This window comes from Micrococcus sp. Alg238-R198 (assembly GCF_900537135.1).
GTDB lineage: Bacteria > Actinomycetota > Actinomycetes > Actinomycetales > Micrococcaceae > Micrococcus > Micrococcus luteus.
Map to the genome: position 1 here is coordinate 64,610 of NZ_UNRH01000008.1, position 13,024 is coordinate 77,633.

The 13,024-nt window shown below is 73.9% G+C and carries 13 protein-coding genes; 5 read left to right on the plus strand and 8 right to left on the minus strand.

Annotated elements, in window-relative coordinates:
• Window positions 1–19: 19 nt before the first annotated feature.
• Window positions 20–1,468 (plus strand): PhoH family protein, encoded by a 1,449-nt coding sequence (locus G6R13_RS08820; RefSeq protein ID WP_163721454.1) that lies wholly within the window; start codon window positions 20–22, stop codon window positions 1,466–1,468.
• 332 nt (window positions 1,469–1,800) lie between these two features.
• Window positions 1,801–2,304, plus strand: coding sequence for an A24 family peptidase (locus G6R13_RS08825; RefSeq protein WP_144825400.1), 504 nt, complete (start codon window positions 1,801–1,803; stop codon window positions 2,302–2,304).
• Between the two features lie 90 nt (window positions 2,305–2,394).
• Here G6R13_RS08825 and G6R13_RS08830 read toward each other — a convergent pair whose 3' ends face one another.
• The 3 genes from G6R13_RS08830 to G6R13_RS08840 are packed head-to-tail and all read right to left on the minus strand — an operon-like array spanning window position 2,395 to window position 5,130.
• Complete coding sequence (locus G6R13_RS08830) at window positions 2,395–3,816, minus strand: class II fumarate hydratase (protein ID WP_163721456.1); 1,422 nt, start codon at window positions 3,814–3,816, stop codon at window positions 2,395–2,397.
• Window positions 3,817–3,871: 55 nt separating this feature from the next.
• Window positions 3,872–4,543: a carbonic anhydrase gene (locus G6R13_RS08835; protein ID WP_049147417.1), complete on the minus strand. Its 672-nt coding sequence runs from the start codon at window positions 4,541–4,543 to the stop codon at window positions 3,872–3,874.
• Window positions 4,540–5,130 (minus strand): DUF4245 domain-containing protein, encoded by a 591-nt coding sequence (locus G6R13_RS08840; RefSeq protein WP_163721457.1) that lies wholly within the window; start codon window positions 5,128–5,130, stop codon window positions 4,540–4,542. Before G6R13_RS08840 ends, G6R13_RS08835 begins: the two co-directional genes overlap by 4 nt.
• Window positions 5,131–5,237: 107 nt before the next feature.
• Between G6R13_RS08840 and glpX the strand changes: the two genes are divergently transcribed.
• A complete protein-coding gene (gene glpX, locus G6R13_RS08845) occupies window positions 5,238–6,260 on the plus strand; it encodes a class II fructose-bisphosphatase (RefSeq protein ID WP_163721459.1) in 1,023 nt (340 codons plus the stop codon).
• A gap of 23 nt (window positions 6,261–6,283) precedes the next feature.
• On the opposite strand, the gene manA is transcribed toward glpX, so the two are convergent.
• Genes manA through G6R13_RS08865 form a run of 4 tightly spaced genes read right to left on the minus strand, consistent with a single transcriptional unit; the run spans window position 6,284 to window position 10,942 of the window.
• A complete protein-coding gene (gene manA, locus G6R13_RS08850) occupies window positions 6,284–7,528 on the minus strand; it encodes a mannose-6-phosphate isomerase, class I (protein WP_163721461.1) in 1,245 nt (414 codons plus the stop codon).
• Window positions 7,529–7,569: 41 nt separating this feature from the next.
• Window positions 7,570–9,183: an LCP family protein gene (locus tag G6R13_RS08855; RefSeq protein ID WP_163721463.1), complete on the minus strand. Its 1,614-nt coding sequence runs from the start codon at window positions 9,181–9,183 to the stop codon at window positions 7,570–7,572.
• Entirely contained in the window at window positions 9,183–9,740 is a 558-nt protein-coding gene (gene purE / locus G6R13_RS08860) for a 5-(carboxyamino)imidazole ribonucleotide mutase (protein ID WP_002854497.1), read from the minus strand. Before purE ends, G6R13_RS08855 begins: the two co-directional genes overlap by 1 nt.
• Window positions 9,737–10,942 (minus strand): 5-(carboxyamino)imidazole ribonucleotide synthase, encoded by a 1,206-nt coding sequence (locus G6R13_RS08865; protein WP_163721465.1) that lies wholly within the window; start codon window positions 10,940–10,942, stop codon window positions 9,737–9,739. The genes purE and G6R13_RS08865 overlap by 4 nt, the downstream gene beginning before the upstream one ends.
• A 163-nt stretch (window positions 10,943–11,105) precedes the next feature.
• Here G6R13_RS08865 and G6R13_RS08870 point away from each other — a divergent pair, with 163 nt between their 5' ends.
• Complete coding sequence (locus tag G6R13_RS08870) at window positions 11,106–11,666, plus strand: GtrA family protein (RefSeq protein ID WP_095353426.1); 561 nt, start codon at window positions 11,106–11,108, stop codon at window positions 11,664–11,666.
• 27 nt (window positions 11,667–11,693) lie between these two features.
• On the opposite strand, the gene G6R13_RS08875 is transcribed toward G6R13_RS08870, so the two are convergent.
• Window positions 11,694–12,317 carry a hypothetical protein gene (locus tag G6R13_RS08875; RefSeq protein WP_020628242.1) on the minus strand — a complete coding sequence of 208 codons (624 nt, stop codon included), beginning with the start codon at window positions 12,315–12,317 and terminating at the stop codon, window positions 11,694–11,696.
• A 171-nt stretch (window positions 12,318–12,488) separates the two neighbouring features.
• On the opposite strand from G6R13_RS08875, the gene G6R13_RS08880 reads away from it, so the two are divergent.
• A complete protein-coding gene (locus tag G6R13_RS08880) occupies window positions 12,489–13,010 on the plus strand; it encodes a WhiB family transcriptional regulator (RefSeq protein WP_020628241.1) in 522 nt (173 codons plus the stop codon).
• Window positions 13,011–13,024: the final 14 nt, after the last annotated feature.

A 13,024-nucleotide genomic window follows, 5' to 3' on the forward strand; every position in this document is an offset into this window, starting at 1 on the left:
ACCGGCACAGGAGGCAGACATGGTGGCAGAGCTCGTGGAGCACGCGCAGACCCGGCAGGAGCCGTCGAGCCGGCCGGGCCAGGCGCGTGCCGAGGCGGGGGCGGCGGAGGCGACCGGCCTGCGGACCTACGTGGTGGACACGTCCGTGCTGCTCTCGGACCCGCGCGCCCTGCTGCACTTCGCCGAGCACGAGGTGGTCCTGCCGCTCGTGGTGGTCTCGGAGCTCGAGGCCAAGCGCGCCGACCCCGACCTCGGCTACTACGCGCGCACGGCCCTCCGCCTGCTCGACGATCTGCGCGGCCGCCACGGCGCGCTGGACCAGCCCGTGCCGATCACCCCCGAGGGCGGCGCGCTGCGGATCGAACTGAACCACGTGTCCGTGGACGTGCTGCCCCTGGGCATCCGCGGCACGGACAACGACTCCCGCATCCTCGCCGTCGCGAAGGCGCTCGCGGACGAGGGCGCCACGGTCACGGTCGTGTCCAAGGACCTGCCGATGCGCGTGAAGGCGGCGGCCATGGGCCTCGCCGCGGACGAGTACCGCCACGAGCTCGTGCGTGACTCGGGCTGGCGCGGCACCGTCTCCCTCAGCGTGGCGCAGGAGCGGCTGGACGCCCTCTACGACGACGGCGAGGTCGACCTGGCCGGCGTCCCGCTGGGGACCCTGACCGGCACGGGCGTCGAGACCGGGCCGGAGGAGGCCCCGGCCGAGGCGGACCGCCTGCCGGTCAACACGGGGCTGGTGCTCACCGCGCCCCGGGGCTCCGCTCTGGCCCGGGTCGGCGAGGGCGGCCGAGCCTGCCTGGTGCGCGGGGACCGCGACGTGTTCGGCCTGCACGGCCGCTCCGCAGAGCAGCGGCTGGCCATCGAGCTGCTGACGGATCCGAGCGTGGGCATCGTCTCCCTCGGCGGCCGCGCGGGCACCGGCAAGTCCGCGCTGGCGCTGTGCGCGGGCCTCGACGCCGTGATGGAGCGCCGCGAGCACCGCAGGGTGGTCGTGTTCCGCCCGCTGTACGCCGTCGGCGGCCAGGACCTGGGCTACCTGCCCGGCTCCGAGGGCGACAAGATGGGCCCGTGGGCGCAGGCCGTGTTCGACACCCTGGGCGCGCTCGTCTCCCCGTCCGTGGTGGACGAGGTGGTGGACCGCGGGATGCTGGAGATCCTGCCGCTGACGCACATCCGCGGCCGCTCGCTGCACGATGCGTGGGTGATCGTGGACGAGGCGCAGTCGCTCGAGCGGAACGTGCTGCTCACGGTGCTGAGCCGGATGGGCCGCAACTCGAAGGTGGTGCTGACCCACGACGTCGCCCAGCGGGACAACCTGCGCGTGGGCCGGCACGACGGCATCGCGGCCGTGGTGGAGCGCCTCAAGGGCCACCCGCTGTTCGGGCACGTGACGCTGACCCGTTCCGAGCGCTCCCCGATCGCCGCGCTGGTCACGGACCTGCTGGAGGAGGGCCGAGCCTGAGCCGGGCATGAAAAAGGGGCCGCTGCCGAAGCAGCGGCCCCCGGCGGGGGTGCTCGGCCCCGCGGAGGGGGGGATGGGGGACCGAGGAAGCCCGCCACCATGGCCCCTTTGAAACGGGATTGAGGCCATGGGGTCTGTGTGAGCCCCGTACGTCCATCAGACGGCCGGAAGCTCGTGACTTCACAGTAGACCCACGCGAGGGCTCGTCGCAATGGGCGGCTCCGGTTGCGCTGTGGGCAGAACACCGGGTGGCCGGACCGTGAACGCGAGGTGGCCGGATCGCCCTGTGGACGGCGACCCGGCGGGTGCGCCGCCCGACCTAGGCTGGGCGCATGAGCGGGGTGGGATGGGCGTGGACGCACGGCGCGCCGGCGACGGCGGTGCTGTGGTCCCTGGGACTGGTGTGGTTCGCGGTGTGCACGGGCGTGCTCGTGCGCACGGACCTGCGCGAACATCGGCTGCCGAACCGATGGACGCTGCGGCTGGCGCTGGGCGGGTTGACGATGATGACCGGGGGAGCGCTGCTGGCGGGCCGGGGTGACCTGGCCCTCTGCAGCCTGCTGGGCGGTCTCGGCTACACCGTGGCGATGCTCGCGCTGCACGTGCTCAGCCGCGGCGGCCTCGGGATGGGCGACGTGAAGCTGGCCGGCGGGCTGGGCGTGTACACGGGGGTGCTCGGCCCGACGGCGGTGCTCGCCGCCGGGGTGGGCGCGATCCTGCTCGGCGGCGTCGTGGCGGGGCTGTTGGTGCTCGCGGGCCGGGCGACGGGGCGGACGGCGCTGCCGTTCGGGCCGGCGATGGTGGCGGCGGCCGCCGGAGTGCTGGTGCTGGCGTGAACCACGGACGGCCGCCCTCCGCACGGGAGGACGGCCGCTCGTCGTCGTGGTCCGGGAGACGGCGTCGCGCCGCTCACCGGATCCGCCGGATCACTCCGGGTGGGTCATGGACATGGTGTCCAGGGCCTTGTCCAGCTGCTCCTCGGTGACCTCGCCGCGCTCGACGTAGCCGAGGTCCACGACGGCCTCGCGCACGGTCATCTTGTTCGCGACGGAGTGCTTGGCGATCTTGGCGGCGGCCTCGTAGCCGATCACCTTGTTCAGCGGGGTCACGATGGACGGCGAGGCGCCGGCGAGGAAGGCGCAGCGCTCCTCGTTGGCCTCGATGCCGTCGATCATCATGTCCGCCATGACGCGCGTCGTGTTGGCCAGCAGGCGGATCGACTCGAGCAGGTTGGCGGCCATCACGGGGATGCCCACGTTGAGCTCGAACGCGCCGTTGGTGGAGGACAGGGCGACGGTGGTGTCGTTGCCGATCACCTGGGCGCACACCATGATCGCGGCCTCGCAGATCACGGGGTTGACCTTGCCCGGCATGATCGAGGAGCCCGGCTGCAGGTCCGGGAGGGCGATCTCACCGAGGCCGGTGTTCGGGCCGGAGCCCATCCACCGCAGGTCGTTGTTGATCTTCATGATCGAGTACGCGATGTTCCGCAGCTGACCGGAGGCCTCCACGAGGCCGTCACGGTTGGCCTGGGCCTCGAAGTGGTTGCGGGCCTCGGTCAGCGGCAGGCCGGTCTCCTCGGCGAGCAGCTCGATCACGCGGGCGGAGAAGCCCTGGGGCGTGTTGATGCCGGTGCCCACGGCGGTGCCGCCGAGCGGGACCTCGGCCACGCGCGGCAGCGCGGACTGGATGCGCTCGATGCCGTAGCGGACCTGCGCGGCGTAGCCGCCGAACTCCTGGCCCAGGGTCACCGGGGTGGCGTCCATGAGGTGGGTGCGGCCGGACTTCACGATGCCGGCGAAGTCCTCCGCCTTCTTCTCGAGGGAGACGGCCAGGTGGTCCAGCGCCGGGACGAGGTCGTTCACGAGGGCGGCGGTGACGGCCACGTGCACGGAGGTCGGGAACACGTCGTTCGAGGACTGGGAGGCGTTGACGTGGTCGTTGGGGTGCACCTCGTCCTCGGAGCCGGCCTCCTGGAGGGCACGGGTGGCGAGGGTGGCGAGCACCTCGTTGGTGTTCATGTTCGAGGAGGTGCCGGAGCCGGTCTGGAACACGTCGATCGGGTACTGGTCGTCGTGGTCGCCGGCGATGACCTGGTCCGCGGCGGCGACGATGGCGTCCGCGCGCTCCTGCGAGATGATGCCCAGCTCGGCGTTCGCCTTGGCCGCGGCCTTCTTGATCTGGGCCAGGGCATGGATGTGGGCCGGCTCGAGGGTCTTGCCGGAGATCGGGAAGTTCTCCACGGCGCGCTGGGTCTGGGCGCGGTAGAGCGCGTTCACCGGCACCTTCACCTCGCCCATGGTGTCGTGCTCGATGCGGAACTGCTGATCGGTGTTCTCTGCGGTCATGGTCACATCCTAGGACGGCGCGGGCGCCCGGTGCCGCACCGGACGCCCGACGTCGTCAGACCGCCAGGTCGCCGTGCACGCGGCCCGGTCGCGCGGTGCCCTCGGACAGCGAGTAGGTGAGCCCGACGACGGCGGTGCGCCCCGACTCGACGGCCGCGCGGACGGACTGCGAGGTCTCCAGGAGGTGGTCGCAGGTCTGGTCCACGTGCTCGGCCACGAACTCGTCGACCTCCTCCAGACCGCGGCGGCGCCCGGCCAGCACGGACGGGATGATGCGCTCCACGAGGGGGCGCACGAAGCCGCGCGGCATGGTGCCGGAGATGTAGGACTCGACCGTCGCCGTGACGGCGCCGCACGAGTTGTGGCCCAGGACGATGACGAGCGGGATCTCCAGCACGTCCACGCCGTACTCGATGGAGCCCAGCACGGCGTCGTCGATCACGTGGCCGGCCGTGCGCACCACGAACACGTCGCCGAGGCCCAGGTCGAAGATGATCTCGGCCGCCAGGCGCGAGTCGGCGCAGCCGAATATCACGGCGACCGGGGCCTGGCCGGCCGTCAGCCCGCTGCGGCGCTCGGCGTTCTGGTTCGGGTGGCTCGGCTCGCCCGCCACGAAGCGGCGGTTGCCCTCGACGAGGACCTCCCACGCCTCCGCGGGGGTCAGGTCGGAGGTGGGGACGACGACGTCGGGGGCCGGTGTCGTCTCGGGGCGGGTGTGGGGGGTCATCGGGTCTCCTTCGCGACGCCGTGCGCCAGGTCTTCGAGGACGGCGCGGTCGCCGGTGGTGGTCAGCACCACGGTGCTGCCGTCCACCTCCGCCACGAGCCGTCGCTCCGGCTTCGTCGGATCGGCGTGGAGGTCCCACGCGATCCCGTCGATCTCGATCGTCTGCGACGCCGGGACCTGGTCCACCCGCAGGCTCACCCAGGTGGGGTCGACGTCCTCGGCCTGCTGCAGGCCCGCGAACACCGTGTCCGTGACCACCCAGCCGACGTCCCACGTGGAGACGCCGTCCAGCTTCTGCAGGCGGGCGTAGTTGGCGTACCAGGACTCCGGCACCTCGGGCGCCAGGGCCGGCAGGTCGCCGTCGTCGTGGGGGACCGTGGCGGCCTCGGCGGCGACGTCGACGCGGTCCTCGCGGGGCCGCTGCGGCGGCTCCGGGTTGAGCAGGAGGACCACGGCCACGATCGCCAGCAGAGCCACCAGGGAGAGCACCATGGCCATCCACGGCTGCCGGGCCCGCTGCGCCTGCGTGGCGGTCAGGACGGGGCGGGGGGCGGGGGAGTGGGGGTCGGCGGAGCTCACGGTCAGCATTGTGCCACCCGCGGGAGACCGCCCCCGTAGGATGAGGGCCGGGGCAGAGCCGCCCTCACGCCCCGTCCCGTGCGGACGGAGCGCCGCGAGCAAGGATCGGAGCAGCGATGACCAGCGCGTCCTCGGAGAAGACCGGCTACGAGAATCACGTCCCGGACCGCAACCTGGCCATGGAGTTGGTGCGGGTGACCGAGGCGGCGTCCATCGCCGCGAGCCCCTGGGTGGGTTACGGGGACAAGAACAAGGCGGACGGCGCCGCGGTGGACGCGATGCGCGCGTTCATGGACACCGTGGCCATGGACGGCACCGTGGTGATCGGCGAGGGCGAGAAGGACGAGGCCCCCATGCTGTTCAACGGCGAGCGGGTCGGCGACGGCTCCGGCGCCGCCGTGGACGTGGCCGTGGACCCGATCGACGGCACCCGCCTGACCGCCATGGGCTACAACAACGCGCTCTCCGTCTTCGCGGTGGCCGAGCGCGGCACCATGTTCGACCCGTCGGCCGTGTTCTACATGGACAAGCTCGTGGTGGGCCCCGAGGCCGCCGACTTCGTGGACATGCGCCTGCCGGTGAAGCAGAACGTGAACCTCGTGGCCAAGGCCCTGGACAAGCCCGTCTCCCAGGTGACCGTGTGCGTGCTGGACCGCCCCCGCCACGAGGGCCTGGTCAAGGAGATCCGCCAGGCCGGCGCCCGGGTGAAGTTCATCCTGGACGGCGACGTCGCCGGCGCCATCGCCGCCGCCCGCCCGGACACCGGCGTGGACATGATGATGGGCATCGGCGGCACCCCCGAGGGCATCGTCACCGCGTGCGCGATCAAGGCCACCGGCGGCATCATCCAGGGTCGCCTGGCCCCCACCGACGACGCCGAGAAGCAGAAGGCCCTCGACGCCGGCCTCGACCTCGACGCGGTGCTGACCACGAACGAGCTGGTCACCTCCGACCACTGCTACTTCGCGGCCACCGGCATCACCGACGGCGACCTGCTGCGCGGTGTGCGCTTCGCCGACGGCCGCGTGCACACGCAGTCCATCGTGATGCGCTCGTCGTCCGGCACGGTCCGCACCGTGGACGCCGAGCACGACGTGAAGAAGTGGTCCAAGTGGCTGGGGGACCGCGACGCCCGCTGAGCCCGCGGGCCGGTCTGCCGGGCTCAGCCCCGCGGCAGGCCGGCCACGTGCACCGTCGCCGGGGCGCCGGCCGCGGCGCGGACGGCCAGCGGGCCGGACGCCGTCTCCGCTGCGGGCAGGAACACGGCCTCGCCCGGGCCCAGCTCGATCTCCTGGCCTGCCAGGGCCAGGCTCGCCGTGCCGCGGGTGACCACCGCGATCCCGGGCCCGTGCACGTCGAGCCCGTGGACGGCGTCGTCCTCGAGCGTGGCCTGGAGCAGCTCGAACTCCTCGAACGGCGGGCGGAAGGCCACCACGGAGTCGGCCACGCGCTCGGGCTCGGTGGAGGGCACCGGCAGCGCCTCGAAGGTGACCACGCGGCGCAGCTCGGGCACGTCCATGTGCTTCGGGGTGAGTCCGCCGCGCAGCACGTTGTCCGAGGCCGCCATGACCTCCACGCCCAGCCCGTGCAGGTACGCGTGCACGTTGCCGGCGGGCAGATGGATGGCCTGACCCGGGGCCAGGTCCACGCGGTTGAGCAGGATGGCCACCACCACGCCGGGGTCGTCCGGGTGGTGCTGGGCGGCCTCGAGGGCCGTGGCCAGCGAGGGGTCGCGCTCGGCCAGGTCCGGCGCAGCCCGCAGCACGTCCACGACCTGCGCCACGGCGCCGGGGGCGCCCCACACGGAGTCCGGGTCGAGGATCGAGGTGAACGCGTCCTCGAGGTCCCCGGCGGCGAGGGCCTGGCTGATCCGGGCGGCGGCGATGGCGACGGCGGACGTGTCCCCGTCCGCCCGCTCCGTGAGGGCACGGGCCAGGGCCTCGAAGCTGTCCGAGGAGACCTCGGGGGAGCGGAAGCCGCACATCGCCGAGAAGGGGGTCAGCGCGAGCAGCATCTCCGGCTTGTGGTTCGCGTCCTTGTAGTTGCGCTCCGGGGCGTCGACCGGCACGCCGGCGGCCTCCTCCGCGGCGAAGCCCGCGCGGGCCTGCTCCAGGGTGGGGTGCGCCTGGATGGACAGCGGGGCGCCCGCGGCGAGCAGCTTCATCAGGAAGGGCAGACGGCCCTCCGGTGCGGCGGGCCCGAGGCAGTGCTCGGGGTCCCCGGCCACCACCTCGTCCAGGCCGACGTGGGCGCCGTCCGCCACGACGGCGACGCACGGGGCGCCCGGATGGTCGCCCAGCCACAGCTCGGCCTCGGGGCGGCCGGTGGGCTCGCGTCCCTGCAGGTCGGCGAGGAGCGTGGGGGAGCCCCAGGCGTAGTCACGGATCACGGGCTTCAGGACGTGCATGCGCCCAGCCTAGGTCAGCCCGTCGGCCCGCGCGTCGCGCCTCACGGGGCGGGGACGCACAGCCCGTTCGTCGAGGACGCGTGGTTCAGCACGTCCTCCTGGCCCAGGTCCTCGGCCGTCATCAGGTCCTCGGCGGTGAAGGGCTCGCCGTCGGAGCGGGTCGGCGGGGCCGGCCACGTGGCCGGGTCGTCCTCGTCGACGTCGGGGGCCTCCGTCTCCTGCGCGACGACGGCCAGCACGGTGAGCAACGGCGTCGCCGAGACCCCGGTCGGCTCCGATCCGGCGGTCGCGGACTCGGCGGCCAGCATCTCGTCCACGCGGCGGTGGACGAGGTCGTAGTCGGGGTAGGTGGTGAAGTGGGTGCCCGTGTCGCCGAAGTCGGGCGGGCCGATGGTCAGCCGCCGCATCTTCTGGCCGCGCGAGCGCTCGGCGAGGTCCGCGAACGTGCCGAGCTGGGACTGCGGCAGGTCGGTGGTCACGATCTGCTCGCCCGCCGCGAGGATCCCCTCGAAGCGGGTGAGCACGGTGGCGGGGCTGAACTGCTCCAGCATCGCCGCCTGCATGCACTGCTGCCGGCGGATGCGGGCATAGTCGGTGGACCAGTGCCGGGAGCGGGCGAAGGCGAGCGCGTCGTCGCCGTTGAAGTGGTGGGTGCCCGGCTCCCACCAGATGTTGCCCCAGGCGCCGTCGGGCCGGACGCCGCGGTGCACCACGTAGCCGCCGCTGACGACGTCCACCCCGCCCATGGCGTCGATCAGCTGGGCGAAGCCGCCCATGTCCATGAGGGCGTAGCCGGAGACGTCCAGGCCGAGGATGCCGCCGGCGGCGTCCTTCATGGCCTCGGCGCCGGGGTGTTCGGCGTCCGGGTAGAGGTCTGCGTGATGCTCCTCCACGTCCGTGTAGAGGGCGTTGAGGATGCACTCGTCGCCGCAGTCGAAGCCGTTCGGGTACACGTCCCACAGTGGGGAGCCCTCGACGAACGGCGCGTTCTGGAGGTTGCGGGGCAGGGAGAACATCACGATGGCGCCGGTGCGGGCGTCCACGGAGACCACGTGCATGGAGTCCGGGCGCAGCCCCTGGCGGCCCTCGCCGGCGTCCGCGCCCAGGACCAGGATGTTGTAGCGGCCCTCGGCCTCCGGGACGGCCGGCCCCTCCTGGAAGACCTCGCCGAGCGCCCCGCGGCTCGTGTTCGCCGCCCAGCCGCCGTAGAGCAGGGCGCCGCTGGTGAGCACGAGCGCGAGCGCGGTGACCGCCGCCGTGATCTTCCGCGCGCCGGGGGCGAGCAGGTGCGGCCGGATCAGCCGGAACGTGTCCACCCACAGCACCGCCCAGCCCACCGCCAGCGCCGCCAGGACCACCGCCAGCCCGAGCAGCACGCCGTCCCGGGCCATGAGCGAGATCAGGCTCGCGCGGGAGACCAGCCACCACAGCAGCCCGAGGATCAGCACGGCCCACACGGTGACGGTGACCCGCAGCGCCACGCGGCCGAGCCGGCGGCTGCCGGCGACGAGCTGGGCGCCGCCGGGGACCAGCAGGGTCAGGGCGGTGAGGATCAGCGCCCGGCGGGTGCGCTCGGTGGGGGAGGCGACGCGTGGATCTCGGAGCGGGTCGGGCTGCGCGTGACCGGCGGGCACGGATCCGGTGGCGGACGACATCAGCGGTCGGCGGCCATCCGCTCGCGCAGGCGGGCCCCCTTGGCCCGGGCCTGGGCGTTGAGCTCGTCGGCGTGCTCGGCGAGGGCGGCGCGCAGGCGGTCGCCCTCCGCGGTGTCGGCCGAGGCGAGGATGCGGGCGGCCAGCAGGCCGGCGTTGCGGGCGCCGTCGATGGAGACGGTGGCCACCGGCACACCGGCGGGCATCTGGACGATCGAGAGCAGGGAGTCCATCCCGTCCAGGCTCTTGAGCTTCACGGGTACGCCGATCACGGGCAGGGGGGTGACGGCGGCGAGCATCCCGGGCAGGTGGGCCGCGCCGCCCGCGCCGGCCACGATCACGCGGATGCCGCGCTCGTGCGCGCGGGCGCCGAACTCCACCATCTCGTGGGGCATGCGGTGCGCGGAGACCACGCCGACCTCGACGGGCACGTCGAGCTCGCGCAGGGCCTCGGCGGCCGCGCTCATCACGGGCCAGTCGGAGTCGGAGCCCATCACGACGGAGACGACCGGGGCGTCGTCCTGCAGGGGCTGGGCGGGGGTCTGGGGCGTGGCGGTCATGGGCGGGCCTCCGTCTCGGTGCCGGTGGTGGGGGCGTCGTCGCGCAGGAGTGCGGCGGCGGACTCGGCGGTCCGCACGGCCTCCTCGAGGCTGAGGCCGTGGTCCGCGACGACGTTGACGTGACCGACCTTGCGGCCCGGGCGCACGTCCTTGCCGTAGAGGTGGACCTTGGCCTGCGGGTGGGCGGCGAGGGCCGCGACGCTGCCGGCGTGCAGGTCCTCGCGGGCGCCGCCGAGGACGTTCTTCATCACGACGCCGGCCCCGCGGGGGGTCGTCTCGCCCAGCGGCAGGTCGAGCACGGCGCGGACGTGCTGCTCGAACTGGCCGGTGACGGCGCCGTCCATGGACCAGTGGCCGGAGTTGTGGGGGCGCATGGCCAGCTCGTTCACCTGGAAGCCCGGGCCGACCCCCGGCGTCTCGAACAGCTCGACCGCGAGCATGCCGGTGACGTCCAGCTCCTCGGCGAGGCGGACGGCCGCGGCGGTCGCGGCCGCGGCGACGGCCGGGTCGAGGTCCTGGGCCGGGGCGACCACGAGGTCGCACACGCCGGCCACCTGGACCGAGTCGACGACGGGGTAGACGGCCACCTCACCGGAGGGGGTGCGCGCCACCTGCGCGGAGAGCTCACGGGAGAAGGGGACGAGGGCCTCGGCCAGCAGCGGGGCGATGCCGGCGCCGAGCCACGCGGCCAGGGTGCCGTCCGCGGCGGAGGCGCGGGCGTCGTCGGCGTCGTCGAGCGTGAGCACGCCCTTGCCGTCGTAGCCGCCGCGGGCGGTCTTGAGGATCATCGGCCAGCCGTGCTCGTCGCCGAAGGCGAGGACGGCCTCGAGGTCATCGACCGGCGCCCACGCCGGGTTCGGCAGGCCCAGCCGCTCGACGGCGGCGCGCATGACCAGCTTGTCCTGGGCGTGCTGCAGCGCCTCGGGGCCGGGGCGCACGGCGACGCCGGCCTCCTGCAGGGCCCGCAGGTGCTCGGTGGGCACGTGCTCGTGGTCGAAGGTGACCACGTCCACCGTGGCCGCGAACGCACGCAGGTCCGCCAGGTCCGCGTGGTCGCCGACCACGTGGGGGGCGACCTGGGCCGCTGACGCGTCCGGGGCCTCCGCGAGCACGCGGAAGGGCACGCCGAGCTCCGCGGCGGCGCCCGCCATCATGCGGGCCAGCTGCCCGCCACCGATCACACCGAGTCGAGGGGAAGTCACCCGGACAGGGTAGTCGGACCGGCTGAGAACTCCGTCACGGAGGGGCGGCCGACGCCGGATCCGAGGAGGTCGCGCGCCGGGGGCGCGGCTACAGTGTTCCCCAGCCCTGCGCGGGTCCGGCCCGCGTGCACACCCCCGTCCCGAACCAGAGGAGTCCACGCCCATGCTGTCCGATCTCTGGGGCCGCCTGACCGGGATGGTCTCCCTGCTGTGGCGGGAGGTGGCCAAGTTCGGCACCGTCGGTGCGGCCGCGTTCGTGGTGGACTCGCTCGTCTTCTGGTGGATGATGACCGGCCCGCTCGAGGGGTCCAACGTCAAGGCCAAGATCGTGGGCGGCGTCGTCGCCACCCTGTTCAGCTGGGTCGCCAACCGCTACTGGACGTTCCGGGACAAGCGCTCCTCGAACAAGACGCGCGAGCTCGTGATGTTCCTGATCATGAACGCGATCGGGCTGGGGATCCAGGCCGGCTGCGTGGCGATCGCGCAGTACCTGCTGGGCGTGACCGACCCGACCGGCCTGTTCATCGCCGGCAACGTGATCGGCCTGTTCTTCGGCACCGTGTTCCGCTACTTCGCCTACCGGTTCTGGGTGTTCAAGGAGAAGCTGGACGTGGAGCCCGGCTTCGCCAACGACCTCGCGATCATCACCGGTCAGATGCCCGTGCTGCGCGAGGACCAGCTGCCTCCGCACGGCCGGCACCGCGCCCCCGACGCCGGGGTCTGAGCGTCCCCGCCTGACCCCGCCGCCCCGTCAGGGGCGCACGGTCACCGCCCGGCCCGCGTCCCACGCCTCCAGCGCGGCCCGCACTCCCGCCCACGTCAGGCGGGGGCGCGGGCCGTCGTCGTCCGGGGCGACGTCGGCCCCGGCCGGGATCGACGCGGGCCGCACGTGGTCCACGGGGCCGGGCAGGGCGTCCGGCTGGGCGCGGATCTCGGCGGCCACGTCTACGACGGCCGGGTCGACGGCTGGGCCGTCGAACTCGGGCTCGAGGCCGCGCGGCAGGGCGACGGCGAACACGGCCACGGACGGGTCCGGCCACGCCTCGGGCCGGTCCGTGAGGACGGCGGCGGGGGAGTCGCCCTCGAGGGCGGGCTCGGCCTCGGCGCAGAGCACGCCGAGGGCGAGGGCGTGGGAGAGCCAGTGGACGGGCAGGTCCAGGGCGACGGCGTCGCCCGCGCCGATGCCCTCGGCGCCGAGCAGGCCCGCGAACTTGGCGGCCCAGTTCACGGTCACGCGGCCCGAGAGCTCGATGCGCTGGTCCACCGCGCCGGGCTCGTCCGGGGCCCCCGGCTCCTGGACGAGCGCGGGCCGCGGGGAGGAGGCGAGGCGGAGCACGAGGGGGCCGGTGGACCGGGGTGCGGAGAGGGAGACCATGGGCCCAGTGTGGCACCCGCTCGGTTTGACTCGGCATGAATCACACCGATGTAATGAACCCGGGCCAACGGTCCCGCCAGGAGGGGCCCGCCGGCTTGCCCGGCACCCGCGCGGACCGCATTGTCACCCGGCCCACAGCCGCCACGTCGATCCCGGGAAGAGGCGTCACACATGGAGCAGACCCAGCGAGTCGAGGACGCGCACCGCGCCGATCCCGCGCCGGCGCCTCGTCCGCGGAGCGTCCCCAGCGACTGGTTCCTCGACCCCGCCGACCCGCAGGCCGGCGTCGCCGGCGCGAGCCTCGAGGATCAGGCGACCGCCTTCCTCACCGCCCACGACCTCGACGGCGAGACCGGCACCCCGGCCGCCACCGTCACCGCCCTCTTCCCCGGTGACGCGCGTCCGGTCGAGGCCGCGCCCGTCTCCCAGGACTGGGCCGCCATCCCGGGCGTGACCACCGAGCCCGTCGAGGGCGAGCTGGCCTGGCAGGCGGACGCCCTGTGCGCGCAGACGGACCCCGAGGCGTTCTTCCCGGAGAAGGGCGGCTCCACGCGGGACGCCAAGCGTGTGTGCGAGGCCTGCACCGTCAAGGACGCGTGCCTGGAGTACGCCATGGCGAACGACGAGCGCTTCGGCATCTGGGGCGGGCTCTCCGAGCGCGAGCGTCGCCGCCTGCGCCGCGCCCGCGCCTGACGCGCGGCGCCCGT

Bases quoted from the DNA above. Each gene is read 5' to 3' on its own strand.
- G6R13_RS08820 (WP_163721454.1), top strand. From the start codon at position 20: ATGGTGGCAGAGCTCGTGGAGCACGCGCAGACCCGGCAGGAGCCGTCG.
- G6R13_RS08825 (WP_144825400.1), top strand. From the start codon at position 1,801: ATGAGCGGGGTGGGATGGGCGTGGACGCACGGCGCGCCGGCGACGGCG.
- G6R13_RS08830 (WP_163721456.1), bottom strand. From the start codon at position 3,816: ATGACCGCAGAGAACACCGATCAGCAGTTCCGCATCGAGCACGACACC.
- G6R13_RS08835 (WP_049147417.1), bottom strand. From the start codon at position 4,543: ATGACCCCCCACACCCGCCCCGAGACGACACCGGCCCCCGACGTCGTC.
- G6R13_RS08840 (WP_163721457.1), bottom strand. From the start codon at position 5,130: ATGCTGACCGTGAGCTCCGCCGACCCCCACTCCCCCGCCCCCCGCCCC.
- glpX (WP_163721459.1), top strand. From the start codon at position 5,238: ATGACCAGCGCGTCCTCGGAGAAGACCGGCTACGAGAATCACGTCCCG.
- manA (WP_163721461.1), bottom strand. From the start codon at position 7,528: ATGCACGTCCTGAAGCCCGTGATCCGTGACTACGCCTGGGGCTCCCCC.
- G6R13_RS08855 (WP_163721463.1), bottom strand. From the start codon at position 9,183: ATGTCGTCCGCCACCGGATCCGTGCCCGCCGGTCACGCGCAGCCCGAC.
- purE (WP_002854497.1), bottom strand. From the start codon at position 9,740: ATGACCGCCACGCCCCAGACCCCCGCCCAGCCCCTGCAGGACGACGCC.
- G6R13_RS08870 (WP_095353426.1), top strand. From the start codon at position 11,106: ATGCTGTCCGATCTCTGGGGCCGCCTGACCGGGATGGTCTCCCTGCTG.
- G6R13_RS08875 (WP_020628242.1), bottom strand. From the start codon at position 12,317: ATGGTCTCCCTCTCCGCACCCCGGTCCACCGGCCCCCTCGTGCTCCGC.
- G6R13_RS08880 (WP_020628241.1), top strand. From the start codon at position 12,489: ATGGAGCAGACCCAGCGAGTCGAGGACGCGCACCGCGCCGATCCCGCG.